This is a genomic window from Psychrobacter sp. W2-37-MNA-CIBAN-0211 (assembly GCF_040309405.1).
GTDB lineage: Bacteria > Pseudomonadota > Gammaproteobacteria > Pseudomonadales > Moraxellaceae > Psychrobacter > Psychrobacter glaciei.
This window is the reverse complement of sequence record NZ_JBEOOU010000001.1, coordinates 59,826-73,750: the sequence shown is the minus strand read 5'-3', so window position 1 is coordinate 73,750 and position 13,925 is coordinate 59,826. Positions and strand designations below refer to the sequence as shown.

The 13,925-nt window shown below is 43.1% G+C and carries 11 protein-coding genes; 3 read left to right on the top strand and 8 right to left on the bottom strand.

The genetic code is table 11. The features are described 5' to 3' along the window. Nucleotides 1–6 precede the first annotated feature (6 nt). On the bottom strand, nucleotides 7–1,689 hold the full coding sequence (locus tag AAEY72_RS00315; protein ID WP_352308978.1) for an ABC transporter permease family protein: 1,683 nt from the start codon (nucleotides 1,687–1,689) through the stop codon (nucleotides 7–9). A gap of 56 nt (nucleotides 1,690–1,745) precedes the next feature. Further along, complete coding sequence (locus tag AAEY72_RS00310) at nucleotides 1,746–2,624, bottom strand: ABC transporter ATP-binding protein (protein WP_352308977.1); 879 nt, start codon at nucleotides 2,622–2,624, stop codon at nucleotides 1,746–1,748. Nucleotides 2,625–2,875: 251 nt separating this feature from the next. Between AAEY72_RS00310 and AAEY72_RS00305 the strand changes: the two genes are divergently transcribed. Beyond that, nucleotides 2,876–3,751 carry a LysR family transcriptional regulator gene (locus AAEY72_RS00305; RefSeq protein ID WP_352308976.1) on the top strand — a complete coding sequence of 292 codons (876 nt, stop codon included), beginning with the start codon at nucleotides 2,876–2,878 and terminating at the stop codon, nucleotides 3,749–3,751. Between the two features lie 298 nt (nucleotides 3,752–4,049). Here the strand turns inward: AAEY72_RS00305 and AAEY72_RS00300 are convergent, their stop codons facing one another. Beyond that, entirely contained in the window at nucleotides 4,050–4,274 is a 225-nt protein-coding gene (locus AAEY72_RS00300; RefSeq protein WP_352308975.1) for a hypothetical protein, read from the bottom strand. Nucleotides 4,275–4,506: 232 nt separating this feature from the next. After that, entirely contained in the window at nucleotides 4,507–5,400 is an 894-nt protein-coding gene (locus tag AAEY72_RS00295; protein ID WP_352308974.1) for a LysR family transcriptional regulator, read from the bottom strand. A gap of 168 nt (nucleotides 5,401–5,568) precedes the next feature. Between AAEY72_RS00295 and AAEY72_RS00290 the strand changes: the two genes are divergently transcribed. Next, nucleotides 5,569–6,546 (top strand): zinc-dependent alcohol dehydrogenase family protein, encoded by a 978-nt coding sequence (locus AAEY72_RS00290; RefSeq protein WP_352308973.1) that lies wholly within the window; start codon nucleotides 5,569–5,571, stop codon nucleotides 6,544–6,546. A 293-nt stretch (nucleotides 6,547–6,839) separates the two neighbouring features. Continuing rightward, nucleotides 6,840–6,962, top strand: a complete 123-nt coding sequence (locus AAEY72_RS00285) for a hypothetical protein (protein ID WP_275691790.1) — start codon at nucleotides 6,840–6,842, stop codon at nucleotides 6,960–6,962. A 177-nt stretch (nucleotides 6,963–7,139) separates the two neighbouring features. Here the strand turns inward: AAEY72_RS00285 and AAEY72_RS00280 are convergent, their stop codons facing one another. From AAEY72_RS00280 to AAEY72_RS00265, 4 genes are all read right to left on the bottom strand, one after another. Further along, entirely contained in the window at nucleotides 7,140–8,609 is a 1,470-nt protein-coding gene (locus AAEY72_RS00280; RefSeq protein ID WP_352308972.1) for an efflux transporter outer membrane subunit, read from the bottom strand. Between the two features lie 158 nt (nucleotides 8,610–8,767). Further along, a complete protein-coding gene (locus AAEY72_RS00275) occupies nucleotides 8,768–9,886 on the bottom strand; it encodes an ABC transporter permease (RefSeq protein ID WP_352308971.1) in 1,119 nt (372 codons plus the stop codon). After that, complete coding sequence (gene rbbA / locus AAEY72_RS00270; RefSeq protein ID WP_352308970.1) at nucleotides 9,887–12,658, bottom strand: ribosome-associated ATPase/putative transporter RbbA; 2,772 nt, start codon at nucleotides 12,656–12,658, stop codon at nucleotides 9,887–9,889. A gap of 114 nt (nucleotides 12,659–12,772) precedes the next feature. Then, the gene (locus tag AAEY72_RS00265; RefSeq protein WP_352308968.1) at nucleotides 12,773–13,846 is read right to left on the bottom strand and encodes an HlyD family secretion protein; all 1,074 of its coding nucleotides are present in this window, start codon (nucleotides 13,844–13,846) and stop codon (nucleotides 12,773–12,775) included. Nucleotides 13,847–13,925 lie beyond the last annotated feature (79 nt).

The window sequence follows — 13,925 nt, the reverse complement described above, 5'->3', positions numbered from 1 at the left end:
AGATATTTAGGCAACCGTCGTCACTGTAGTTTTTTTTGATTTTATTTTTGTTGTTCCATACATGTTTCTGGTATAAAGATATCGCGCCCCTGCGAAGAATATTAATGCCGTGATATTTGTGAGTAGCACCATCAGCGACAAGATAAAGATCTCATCAAAGCGGGCGAAGTGCTGTAATTCAACAATCTTTGTAGTCAGCACCATCGTCTTCGCACCTGAAATGAATATCACTGCACTGATGCTGACCATCGCACTGATAAAGAAGTACGAGGCCACTTCGATCAGTGTAAATATTGAGTTGGGTACAACAATTCGGCGTAAAGACTGTAGCCATGAGTCGCCAAGTAAAGAAGCTGTGGTCTCCCAGCCTAAGTTCATTTTTGACAGTGCATTTTTGCTCATGAGATAAGGTGTGGAGAAGTAATGAATGATATTACTAATCACAATAATAAAGATGGTGTTCGATATCGATGAGCCTGAAAAAACCATCAGGTAAGCAATACCAATAACCATACCTGGCACTGTATTGGTTACTAATGCTGAGCTTTCGATCGTCAACTTACCTATCTTGAATAGCCCTGAACGCTCGTATATTAACGCGGCAACATAGGTAATAATGGTGCCAAAAACAGCCGTTAGTGTGGCGACAATAAGTGAGTTCTTATACACTCGCATTAGGTTCGAGGACTCGGTCACCTTAGTAAATGTGTCTGTACTAAACACCATCTCGTAAGGCCATGTCTTAATCCATGGAATGATGAATATCACAGCAAATACGAATAATAGTGAAATCAAAATACCACTGGACAACACACCCAGAATTCTGTCTTTGACTTTAGAGGTAGGCAAGTCAAAATGCTCTACTGAGTCATATCTGACATTAAATCGAGCCACATACCAAAGCAGTAGAATGCTCAAAACAGAGGGGATTAGCATAAACAAAGCAACCACAGATCCCTTTTCAAACGAGGGAGATGCACCCAGTATTTGGGTATAAAGCTCAGTGGCGATAACCTTGTACTGACCACCAATAGAGGCTGGAATACCAAAGTCAGTAAAGGCTAAAAAGAAGCATTGAATGATAGCGGCTGCAAACGTACCAATTAAAGGACGAATGACCGTCATATCTATCTGGCGTAAGCGTGAATCGCCCATCAGTTCTGATACGATTACGAATTTCTTATCCAAATACTGAAAGGTATTGTTAAGCAGTAAAAAGGCTATTGGCAAGGTATAGATGGTGTAGCCAAGCCACATACCATAGAAGCCATATATGTCTTCAAACAACTGAAAGCCAATTATCTTGGTGAGTAGACCTTGCTTACCAAAGGTGTAAATAATGGCAAACCCATAAGTCACTGTTGGCAATAGCATAGGGAACAGTGACGCAAGCTTAATGGTTTGTTTAAAACCCTTTGGCAAGTTAGTCCAGTGCACCGTATAAGCAAGGATAAATGCTAAAAAGGTGGCACTCATCGCACTAACAATGGCGACAAAAAAACTATTTAACATCACTTGTCTGAAGTCATTACTGCTGATGATATCGACGTAATGGCTTAGATCTAATCCATCAGCCACATCAAATGACAGCACCAACATTTTACCCAAAGGCACAAACATAAAGACGAGAAATAGCGCACCAATGAAAAGCCACGAAGCTTTCATTAGCGGTGAGTTATTAAGTTTCATAATGACCTACGCGCGAAATAAGTAAGTTTTGAGAGACCAGCGTTGGCCTAGTGCGATTAACCTTTGGAGGTGTCTTTAATTGATTTAGTAGCTGTGCGCTGGATTATGGAATTGATATCTTCAGTGACTGAGCTACTGTTTAGTGCAGGTCTCATTTGAGTGTATTTTTCTAATGGATCAGCTGGCGCATTGTCCGCTTCAAATAGGCTCAAGATATTACGACGTTTGATATTTAGCTGATTCAAGATAAAGCTCTTAACAAAATCATTGGCAGGGTTTTTGATGATTTCTGATGGTTTAGCATATTGAGCTACTTTGCCGTCTGATAACAACAAAATGCGATCAGAGAGTGTCATCGCTTCTTCAGGATCATGTGTCACAATCAAAGTGGTTAGCTCATAACGCTCTGCAATCTCACGAATACGTGCCTTAATGGTCTCTTTAATAACCCCGTCTAAGGCAGATAAAGGCTCATCTAATAATAAAATTTTAGGCTTCATCACTAAAGTACGCGCTAATGCAACACGCTGCTTTTGTCCCCCAGAGAGCTGGCTGATTCGCTTGTTCAAATGCGGCTTAATCTCCAAAAGATCAACTAGCTCATCAACCTCCGCTTGCGTACTGACGTTAGGTCTATTACGTAGCCCATATTCAATATTCTGTTTTACATTCAAGTTAGGAAACAACGCATAGTCTTGGAATACAATATTGAAACCTCTGTGCTTCATAGGCACACGTGTGATGTCTTCATTATCATAAGCAAGCCGACCAGAACTAATATCGGTTAGACCTAAAATAATATGCAGCAACGTGGTTTTCCCACAGCCAGATGGGCCTAATATTGAAACAATCTCACCCTTATTCACTTTTAGGGAGATATCCTCAAAAATAACTTTGCCATCATACTTCTTAGTCACATTTCTTAGTTCTAACATAATTCAAGCCCAAACTTATATTTTGGTATTGGCAGTGAGTGATAGCTCAAGCAAATACATTTAGGTAAATTGTTCAATGCTTTAATCGTTTACATGTAACTAATATAGAAGATGAATATGACAGTTTGGCGTCAAATATAAGGTTAGCTTATACATTTAATCATTCAGTCTTATTTATCGTGTATAACTTCTCGTACTTCCCAGAGATAGGCCTGACAATCTCTGAAACCGATACGAGAAACGGCGGTCATATGACGAAAAAACCTTACACTTATAATCAGCTAAACATATTAAATTCGGTGCTTGAGGAAGGTAATTACACGCAGGCAGCTAGACGTTTGGGCGTGTCTCAATCTGCCATTAGCCAAGCACTATCTACGCTTGAAAACAATCTTGGATTTAAGCTATTTATGCAGCGTGGCAGGCACCTTGTGCCAACAGATTACTGCTTAGAGCTTGGGTCATTGACGAGTAAAATACGAGCAGTTGAAGATGATCTAGAGCAGCTGATTCAAAGAAGTAAAATCTTTGAAGCGGCTATATTAAAGGTAGCTCTATGCAGCCCGCTGCCGGGCACTGAAATTATCAGGCAGTTTAGTAAGCGCTATCCCAAGCTACAGACTGAAATCTATTTTGGTAATTTCTATGAAACGTTCAGTAGAGTCGTTAACGGTCAAGTAGATGTTGGCATTCTTGCAAATATGCCAAAGGATGATAGGTTGCAGTTTAAGAAGTGTGCTACCCAGCGGCTCGTTGCCTTATGCTCACCGAACCACCCTTTTGCATCAAGAGAGTCTATAAGCTTAACTGAACTGGCGTCGGAAACCGTTATATTCCGCACGCACGGCTCTACCACTCAAAAACTTATAAATGAGGCACTGGTAAAAATTAATTTAGAGATAACCCCTACGTATATCGTAAACACCCAAGAAAGTGTTTACGATGCGGTTTACCAAAACTTAGGTGTAGGATTTGCATGGAGCGAAAGCACAATAAGAAAGGATGGTTTTGTGAAGGTGCCCATTGCGGAGCTACCTTCAGATTATGACGAGGTGGTTTTTTCACTCAAAAATGTAAACAATTTAGTGGTGACTGCTTTGATGAACTCTTTAGATACCTCTGGTTAGACTATTTGAAAAAAGCATCCTAATGTTTTCAATATATACGCATCTTGCGAATTAGGTTTTTTGCATCAAATCCATTTATCATAATTGCTCTCTTGGGAACAATAAATGTGGTTGTGGAGTAAGTGTTTAGGGCGTGTCTTCATTTCAGAAATGGTGATAAAAATGAGATAAATTGCCGTCAAACAAGGAAAATAGCGCAGATAATATCGGGATATTAACCAGCTATTTGACGATGTTTGGCAAGATTTAGCCATTTTTAGCCCATTGAGATGACTATCGAGTGAATTGAAGACACGCCCTAGTTCATTTGAGTACCTGTCACGCTCGTTTTTATGTGCATGATTAATGATAAGCAATAAAGAATTAGTGCTAAGGCTAAAAAAATAAAAGCCAGATGTAAAAACAAGCTTTCTTGGAGCACGCCATCAGAACCAATGTCACCGTAAAATAAGCTTTCCATCAGTCCAGACAGTGCAGCAAGGGCCAGCATAATTGAGCCACTGATAAATAGTTTAGATGTCATAAAAGCTCCATAGGCTGATATTTAAGAGTAATAGTCATTTTAAATTTAGAAGCATTCATCAAGTCATGAGTGCCTAGCCATGTATCGTATATGAAATAATCCGCGGATTGGGCAGTCTCCTATTTTTTCATAAACTATTCATACTCGGTCTTTAAAAATATCAATATTCATGAAAGTGCATTTAGCAGTCGTTGACTATAAAAATTCGTGCGATCAAGCTGCAGACCCAAAATCAAATCGCTATCATGTGTTCTACCAGAAAATCTAAAAAAACGCGCGTTTTTGGTGAGACCATATCTCGCTTTAAATAAATAGCGTAAGTAGCACTAAGCTCTTCATAGGGACTAAAAATATGATCTGGCATGACTTGAACCAATGACCCTTTCGCCAATTCATCTTTAACAGCCCACAATGGTATTAGCGTTAGGCCTGCATGACTCAATACCAGCTGCTTCTGACCATTCACCGAGTTCACTGAAACCTGACTATTAATCACCAACTTTTTACGATCTTCTGCTATCAAAAACCACTCTTTCCAACCGTTATAACCATATCGGATACATTGGTGATCAGCTAGATCGTCAATGCTACAAGGCGTGCCATTATTTTTTAAATATTGGGGGCTTGCACACAGCAGAAAATCATTAAATACCAAGCGTCTGGAAATCATGGTCGAATCAGATAGGCGTCCACTTCGAATAGCCACGTCAATATTTTCTTCTATAAGATCTATAACCCGCTCTGTTAACTCAATTTTTATATCAATATCTGGATATAACGACATAAATTTCGGTATTAACGGTAATACCATGCTTTCACCAAAACCAACTGTCATGCTTATTTTAAGCTTACCCTGTGGCGTTATTTGTAAGTCATTAACGGCTCTTTTGGCATTATCAAACTCTGACACAATTCGCTGAGAGTATTCGTAATATTTGTGCCCCGCTTCAGTCAAACTGGTGTTTCTGGTCGTTTTATTGAGCAGACGTACGCCCAGCTCTTTCTCAAGCACTGCTAACTGCCGTGAAATAGAAGACGGCTGTACATCAAAGATGCGGCTGGCCTCTGAAATGCTACCGGTTTCGACAACACTATTGAAGTATGCCAATCGATTTATTGAGCTCATTGCCACTCCTTTATTAAGTTAATAGGTATTCCATTTAACTGTAACCATGGCTTGCTCAAAAGGCAAAAGTAATTTGTTTACTGGGTAATGGTTTGCTGGATTAGCAACGTCTAAACTGATTGTCCTGAAACAAACAATAAGACATCCACACCAGTAAAGGGTAATAACATGAAAGCGATGATCATTAGAGAAATCGGTACAACTGCAGTTTTTCAATTGGCAGAAAAACCAAAACCAACGGCAACACTAGGTCACATGGTTGTGGAAGTGAAAGCCACTAGTGTGAACCCTATTGATACTATGCTACGCTCAGTCGAGCTGCCTTGGTCAGAAAATTTGCCAGAGATACTACACGGTGATGTAGCTGGTATTGTGAGCGAGATAGGTGCCGACGTCACTGAATTTAGTGTTGGTGACGAAGTTTATGGTATGGCTGGTGGCCTCAACGGTATTGATGGTGCACTTGCTGAATTCATGTTGGTCGATGTGCGTTTAATGGCTAAAAAGCCTAAAACACTCAGCATGAAGCAAGCCGCAGCCCTGCCGTTGGTCGCACTCACGTCTTATGAGGCACTCGTACAAAAAATGAATGTCAAAGAAGGCGATAATGTCTTGATTCATGGTGCAACAGGGGGCGTTGGTCATATTGCCGTTCAGCTAGCAAAAGTACTTGGCGCGACAGTCACCGCTACCTACTCTCCTGCTAATAGTGCATTAGCACAAACACTAGGCGCGGATCATCTAGTGGATTATACAACAGCGGAGGTTGATGATTATGTGGCGACGTATACTAACGGCGTGGGTTTTGACAAAATTTTCGATACAGTGGCTGGTGATAATATTCAAAAATCTTTTCAAGCCGTTAGATTCAATGGCCATGTCGCCACTATTTTACCCATTGCTGATCCATTGCAAGTTGCTCTCAAAGCCTTATCCTTTCACGGTGTTTTGGTGCTCATTCCATTATTTCATGGCGTCAACCATGAATCGCACGGTCGTATCCTGACAATGATTGCAGAGCTAGTTGATACTGGCAAAATCACGCCTATCATAGATGATAGTAACTACTCTATTTGGGAGGTAGCACGGGCACATGATCACCTTGAATCAGGTAAAGCAGTGGGTAAAATTACGCTCACTGTATAGTAGTATTCAGGCGTATCCTCATTTTAAAAATGGTGATAAAAATGAGATGTTCACAGATAATAACGACTCTCTAAAACAACACAGCTCGCTCGTAGACATCTTTATAACGGTAGGGTTATTATTTTATTTAGAAGTTTCTAACAAATGGAATACGGGTAATCGCCACTTTGCTCTAACCGCTGCCATACGGATTAAGTAACCAGCAACCAACCAAACTAACAATAATGCTGATATTGCTACTAACAGTAAAATACTGGAGTGTTAAATATAAACACGCAACGATCAAGGATAAAATGACTGACTCTAGCATTATTGCTTCTGTTGGCACGACTGGTGGTTCATACGACAATGCATTGGCTGAAACGGTCAATGGAGCATATAGGTCTGATTTGAAAGACGGTATTATGATAATTTAATCCTGTCAGGCATCACTGCCTGACTCAAGTAAATCAGCCTCCGGTATACTCGGGGCGGTTCAGCCTCTCTAAAACTGCTGCCCCATAAAGTCAGATATTTTAACAATTTTATGATGGACTACTATGGCACGCCGCCGTACTGGGATGAGCAAATCAGTAGCAAATAGTTAGCGAAATTTATGATACCTCAGCAGTGACATTTTCTACCCACCCTCCTCCTAGTGATTTATAAAGGTTCAGTAGCATTTGTGCTCGAGCAAGCTGCGAGTAAATCAAGTTTTCTTGTATTTGTTCTGAGTCCAGCTGCGCTGTCAGAGCTTCATCTAACGTTTGATAACCATAACGAAACAGTTTTTCGGCATCGCTGGCACGCTTGGCAGACTGCTGATAAGACTTGTTCAGCAATTTTTGTTGCTGCTGTAGAGCCTGATGCGCCTGATAGGTATTATCCACCTCACCAAGCGCACGCAGTAGCCGTCGATCATATTGCAGTAGCGCCGTTTGCAATCGAGCGTCTGCGCTTTCGATATTGGCCTTAATCCGACCATTTGTAAAAATGGGAACCTGTATACCCACACTCAATATACTGCCCCAACCTTTCAAATCTGGCACATCACTGTCAACGTCAATACGCCCACCTTGACCTAAAAAACGAATGGAAAAACGTGGCAGCAGATCGGCTTTGGCACTTGCCAGTTTGGCAGAATAGGCATTGACTTGTGCGCCATAGGCGCGCAGATCTGGACGACGTTCTAGCAACCCTTGGGGCGTTTGGCCACTGGGCGCACTCGGTTGATGATTGAGAATGTCTACAGTCGTAGAGGGCAGCTCAAAACCTTGCGGTACTTGCCCGATAAGTACGGCTATGCTACGTACGTGCATTGCATACTCTGCATCGATTGTGCTTTTTTTCGCACGCATGGCATTGAGTTTACTTTGGACATTATTAACTTCATACATGGTGACTTGACCTGCTTGGAAACGCCCTTTTATATATCGCTCAAAGCGCATCAATATCTCTACATTGCGGGCGGTAATGACTTCACGCTGCTGGGCGGCACGGGCTTGAAAATAGTGATCAGCAATTTGATCTGCCAGTAGCATTTGCGCGCCATATACTTTTTCTTGTACACCCAACGCCGCATAACGGGCGGCATCAGCATCACTTTGTTTTCTGCCAAATATATCTGGCTCCCACGCAGCAGAGAATCCTGCATTAGCATGATTGCTGTCTATATCTTGGTGCGTCTCCAGCAGCGCTGTACTAGCACCCAATAGACGACTGAGGTTGTCATTTGCAGACAGATGAGCCGAACCATTTATAATGCCCGCTGAAGCATTGACGCCAGCTTGTGGCCCAAGATCAGCAGTGGCAAGACGACTGATTGCCACTGCTTCTGCAAAACGACTTTCAGCGATGCGGATATCGGGGCTGTCTTGTAAGCCTTGCTCTATCAGGCGACTCAATAACGGATCTTGCCATTGTCGCCACCAGTGGCTAATTTCTGGACTGCCCTTCGCCGCTTTGTTTTCGTCAAATGTTGTCGGAATAGAAATGTCACTTTGGCGTACAACCTGTGTGCTTTGGCAGGCGTTTAAGATCAAGACCAATGCTCCCAAACTCACAATTTTGGATAATGGAAACATGCGCTTCTTCTCCTTATATTCTCTATCATTATTTTTAATTCAGTGCCATGATCGAATATCAAACACGCCCTATAACGTCTTTTAGGACTTATCCTAAGATGTCGTTATATGTATGACTGGCTTTTATTTAGCCAAATTGGGCCAGCCTGTTTTGTACATTATCCTAGCTTTTCAAGCATCGCTTTAAAGCGTACTAAAGCAAAAATAAGAAACATGACGCCAATACCTGTCATGACTAATAGCTCAGGCCAAACAATGTCCAAGCCAGCATTACGGAATAAAACATTTTGAGTAAAACTGACAAACTGGGTCGTGGGCCAATACTCGCTTATCATTTGTGCCGCTTCGGGCATATTGCTGCGCGGCGCTATAGATCCAGATAAGAGTAACGATACGACTAAGACAGGCAACATCAATAAGGCAAACTGCGGCATACTCGGTGCCATGGTTGATAGCATAATGCCGAGAGAAGATATGGAGAACAGATACACGACCACACCACTACCGAATAAAAGCAGGGACCCGTTAATGGGAATGCCAAGCAGATACTGGACCACAAAAACCATCGATAACATGGAGGCACATAAAATCACCAAGCTATTGGCAAGTATTTTTGAAATCACGATTTCTGTTGTATTAACGGGCATCACCAAGAGATGCTCGATGGTGCCACGTTCGCGTTCACGGATAACAGCGGCACCGGACAACCCTATTGCCAAGAGCGCAATCATATTGCAGACTTCCATAACTGGTGTGTACCAGTAGCTGTCTCCGTTTGGGTTAAATATCATGTTCAGTACTGGCTTGACCAATAACTGTGGATCGGCTTGTTTTAAAAAATCACTCACTTCCTGATTAAATATTTGGAGAATATAGGCTTGCCCAATACCTGCTTGAGTCATGGTGGTGGCATCAATTAACAGCTGAACTTGCGGTTTTCGTCCAGCCAGCACATCTCGTTCAAACCCAGGTGGAAATTCCAGCACAAAAATAAGCTTGCTTTTGTCCATCAACTCATCGACATCTTCGCGTTTCACATCGACAGGAGGCAGAAAGTAAGGTTGTTGTAGAGCATCTCGAATTTGTCTGGTCAGGGCTGTGCGGTCTAAATCTATAATACCTACAGGCGCATTACGTACATCCGTATTGATGCCTTCTGCCACAGTATAAATAGTGACAGAGAACACGAAGCCAATCATGAGAAACAGTATCTTGTCTCCAAACAGACTGCGCAATTCTTTGATGGTCAACGTCCAGATATTTTTAAAAGTCTGCACTTATACCTCCTGCTTTTTCAGGAAAATAGAGGCAAATGTGATAAATGCCAAGGCAAAAGCGGTCAAAACCATGTACTCCGTCAAAAAACTGGACCAACTCAGTCCTTTAGTAAACCCGCCAATACTGATACGCTGATACCAAGATGCGGGGAACCCGACCCCAATGGCATAAGCGATGCCGTCCATACTAGAGAGCGGATACAACAACCCAGAGTAGTTAATCGTGGGTATCAGAGTGACGATGGCGGTGACAAACAAGGCGGCAACCTGTGTGCGAACCAAACTAGACACAAGCAGCCCCAGTCCTGTAGACACATAGACCAACAGCAATGCGCCAAAAGACATTGCCCAGAAAGAGCCTTTTATGGGCACTTTAAACCAAAATATGGCCATGAGCACAAGTATGAGATAATTGATCAGCCCTAGAGCGACATAAGGTAGCTGCTTTCCGAGCAGGTATTGAGGCACACTGGCTGGTGATGTGTAGAGGTTTGATATCGAGCCAACTTCGCGCTCACGTACCACACCCAGCGTGGTCATCATTGCCGGAATCAACATGAGTATCATCATTAGCACACTGGGAATGACCGCGTTCACACTTTTGAAATCTTGGTTATACATAAAGCGTGGAACCACCTCAGCAGCAGGGTCTAAATCGATAGGCAAGCCAGTATCTTGAAGAAGGTCTGTGATATATATCCTCATAATCCCCCCTACATAGCCTTCAATATTGGCCGCATTGAATGGCACTGTCCCATCAATGTAAAAACTCGCTTCTGGTTGTCTATTGGCCAATAAGTCACGTCCATAATCCACTGGAATATCAATGACCAATTGCGTCTCAGAGCTTCTAAGCGCGTATTCAGCGGCCTTTATAGAGTCTACGGGTGACGTAGATGTAAAATATTCTGAGCCCGAAAAGTACTCCGTCAACTGTCGACTTTGTGCAGAGTGATCTTGATCGAGTATCGTATACGGTAGATCATGCACATCGAAAGAAATACTCCAACCGGTCATGACCATCAAAATAATGGGCCCAACGATAGCAAAAAACAGCCTGATTTTATCGCGTAATAGCTCTTTAAATTCACGCGTGGCAAATGTCCAAACAGTGGTAAACCAATACTTAAGCGTGTCGGTTTTGTCGGTTTGACTATCAGATTCAGACGCTATGATCGCTGATTCTGCTGGCGTATTTTCAGTCGTGTCGTTTTGGCTGGTGGGTTCATTGTCATTTTTTTCATCTTCCAGCAGATACTCTACAAAGGCTTCTTCGAGATCCTCTGCTTGTTTATTACGTGTCAGCTCTGTCGGTGTACCAACGACCAGTACGCGACCACGATGCATAAAGGAGATACGATCGCATCGGCTGGCCTCATTCATAAAATGAGTAGAAATAAATATCGTGATTTTATCTTCTCGTGAAAGCGTCAATAACTGTCGCCAAAACATATCACGAGCACCAGGATCGACACCTGAGGTTGGCTCATCCAGAATCAATACTTCAGGATGATGCAGGCAAGCCGCTGCCAGCTGTAATCGTTGGCGGATACCTAGTGACAATGAGGCTGGCGCTGTATCCGCCACGGCACTGAGGTCAAATTTATCTAATGCATCCTTTACGGCCTCCTGTCCACGCTCCCCTTCTATTTGATAAAGGGTTGCATGCAGCTCTAAGTTTTGACGTACGCTCAATTCTTCATAGAGCGAGAAAGACTGCGACATATAACCGACACGCATTTTTGTCGCTATATCATTTGCATCGATAGATTGACCCAGCAGTTTGGCTGAGCCCTCTGTTTTATCAATCAATCCAGTCAGCATCTTCATCGTGGTCGATTTACCACAACCATTAGAGCCTAAAAAACCAAAAATCTCACCTTTCTCAATACAAAAGCTGACATTATCAACCGCCGTAAAATCTCCAAAACGTTTGGTTAGGTTTTTTGCCTCAATAGCTGGCGGCGCATCAGGATCAGGGACAAATGGCTTGATAACCAACGCGCCTGCATTCGTTTGTTTCTCTGGTGGCAATAGCTTGATGTAGGCTTCTTCAAGTGATGTGACATTCAGCTCTGTCATGACGGTTTGCGTCCGCTGATTGGCTAAGAGCTTGCCATCATCCATCGCTAGCAGGTATTCAAAATTTTTGGCTTCATCAATATAGGCTGTCGACACGATGACTGTCATCTCTTCACGTTCAGCTTGTAACGAGGCCACTAATGACCAGAACTGACGGCGTGATAAGGGGTCTACCCCTGTGGTTGGCTCATCAAGAATCAGTAAGTCAGGATTGTGCACCAACGCACAGCATAAGCTCAGTTTTTGCTTCATTCCGCCCGATAGCTTGCCAGCCGCACGATCAGGAAACGGTGCTAGCCCAGTTGCCTCAAGCAAACGGGCTATTCGTACATGGCGCTCATGCGCATTCAATCCAAACAGTCGCGCATGAAATTCCACATTTTCATATACCGACAGGGTTGGATAAAGATTATGCCCTAAGCCTTGTGGCATAAAGGCGATATGTTTTGACAGCGCCTCACGTGCAGATTTTTCTGCCATATTCTTACCGAATACTTGCACAGAGCCATTTTGAATGACCTTGACCCCTGCAATAAGAGACAACAACGTTGATTTTCCAACACCATCAGGACCAATTAGCCCAACAGTGCTTCCTTGTAAGATATTTAGGGAAATATTATCAAGAGCAACCGTTTTGCCATATGTATGCGAAACAGTGTTAATTTCAACGGCGGTATGTTGGCTATCCATACGTTATCTCTCAGTTTGTATCGTTAATTTATTCATAAAGATAACTCTTCGGTTGTAAAACCCTCTGAATAATTTATGACCTCATTTTCTGCTGTCATACTCGAACGTGAGAAACTAGGATTGGCCTTTTTTGGGAAGGTTTATAGCAAGGTTATTCGGCCATGCTACGTCGGTATTGCTACGCACATAACCATTACCTGTCATGCCGCTTTTGAGTAGGCCTTTGTATTCTTTGGCTATTGCCACAGGTAACTTGATACGCACTTTAAACATGAGCTTTTCGCGCTCGTTCTGTGTTTCCACTGACTTGGGCGTAAACTGTGCTTGTGATGCAATAAACGATACTTTTGCGGGCCACACACTATCCAGACCATCCAGCACGACTCTCGCGTCATTACCGACTTGTAGGCCACTCATCTGCCCATTAGGTAAGAAAAGATTCATAGACACATCCTCTGTATCTAGCAGGCTAACCATTTTGCTGCCTGCTGCAATCACACTACCAACCTCGGCAATTCGGTATTCCACGCGGCCAGCTTTAGGACTGCGTATCAACATATCGTCATTCATCGATGCGGCAGATTTTTCTTGAGCTTTGGCCTGATTGACGCCAGCATTTGCTTCCGCTACTTGAGCATCGATTTGTTGAACGGCTGCCTGCGCTTCTGCATACGCCGCTCTAGCCGCTTGCACGACCGCAACCGCGCCATTGTATGCCGCTTGGCGTTTGGTCACTTCTGAGTCTGAAACCAAATCTTCACGGCGCATCTTGCGGGCATTATCCAACTCCATTTTGGCTACTTTTTGCTGTTCAATCTGCGCATCAATTTGGGCGTTAGCACGCGCCATTGCCTGCTCTCCTTGCTTACGACCCGCCCGTGCCTGTGACACCATTTCATGTGCGCGCTGCTCGGTTGCCTGTGCCGCTACTAACTGACTTTCGCTTTGTGAAGAAGACAGCTTAACAAGCAGCTGATCGACATCGACATCTTCCCCTTCCGCCACCAGCATTTGCTCAACTCTGCCTGGATAAAGGCTAGCAATATCAAACCGCTCAAGCTCCAGCCTACCGTTTGAGCTGACTATCCCTAGCGGTAGGGCTTGTGCAAGTTGCTGCTGTTGCCAGTAATACCAACCGGCAGCAGCGGCTACGACAAGCAATAGAATCAAAACCCAGGCTTTCTTCATAACGGTTCCTATATATTATTTATATGCGGAAATAAAACAGAAAATAACCAGCCAATACGTCTTTTAACCGTATTAGGGC

Bases quoted from the DNA above. Each gene is read 5' to 3' on its own strand.
- AAEY72_RS00300 (WP_352308975.1), bottom strand. From the start codon at position 4,274: ATGACATCTAAACTATTTATCAGTGGCTCAATTATGCTGGCCCTTGCT.
- AAEY72_RS00305 (WP_352308976.1), top strand. From the start codon at position 2,876: ATGACGAAAAAACCTTACACTTATAATCAGCTAAACATATTAAATTCG.
- AAEY72_RS00295 (WP_352308974.1), bottom strand. From the start codon at position 5,400: ATGAGCTCAATAAATCGATTGGCATACTTCAATAGTGTTGTCGAAACC.
- AAEY72_RS00290 (WP_352308973.1), top strand. From the start codon at position 5,569: ATGAAAGCGATGATCATTAGAGAAATCGGTACAACTGCAGTTTTTCAA.
- AAEY72_RS00310 (WP_352308977.1), bottom strand. From the start codon at position 2,624: ATGTTAGAACTAAGAAATGTGACTAAGAAGTATGATGGCAAAGTTATT.
- AAEY72_RS00265 (WP_352308968.1), bottom strand. From the start codon at position 13,846: ATGAAGAAAGCCTGGGTTTTGATTCTATTGCTTGTCGTAGCCGCTGCT.
- AAEY72_RS00315 (WP_352308978.1), bottom strand. From the start codon at position 1,689: ATGAAACTTAATAACTCACCGCTAATGAAAGCTTCGTGGCTTTTCATT.
- AAEY72_RS00285 (WP_275691790.1), top strand. From the start codon at position 6,840: ATGACTGACTCTAGCATTATTGCTTCTGTTGGCACGACTGGTGGTTCA.
- rbbA (WP_352308970.1), bottom strand. From the start codon at position 12,658: ATGGATAGCCAACATACCGCCGTTGAAATTAACACTGTTTCGCATACA.
- AAEY72_RS00280 (WP_352308972.1), bottom strand. From the start codon at position 8,609: ATGTTTCCATTATCCAAAATTGTGAGTTTGGGAGCATTGGTCTTGATC.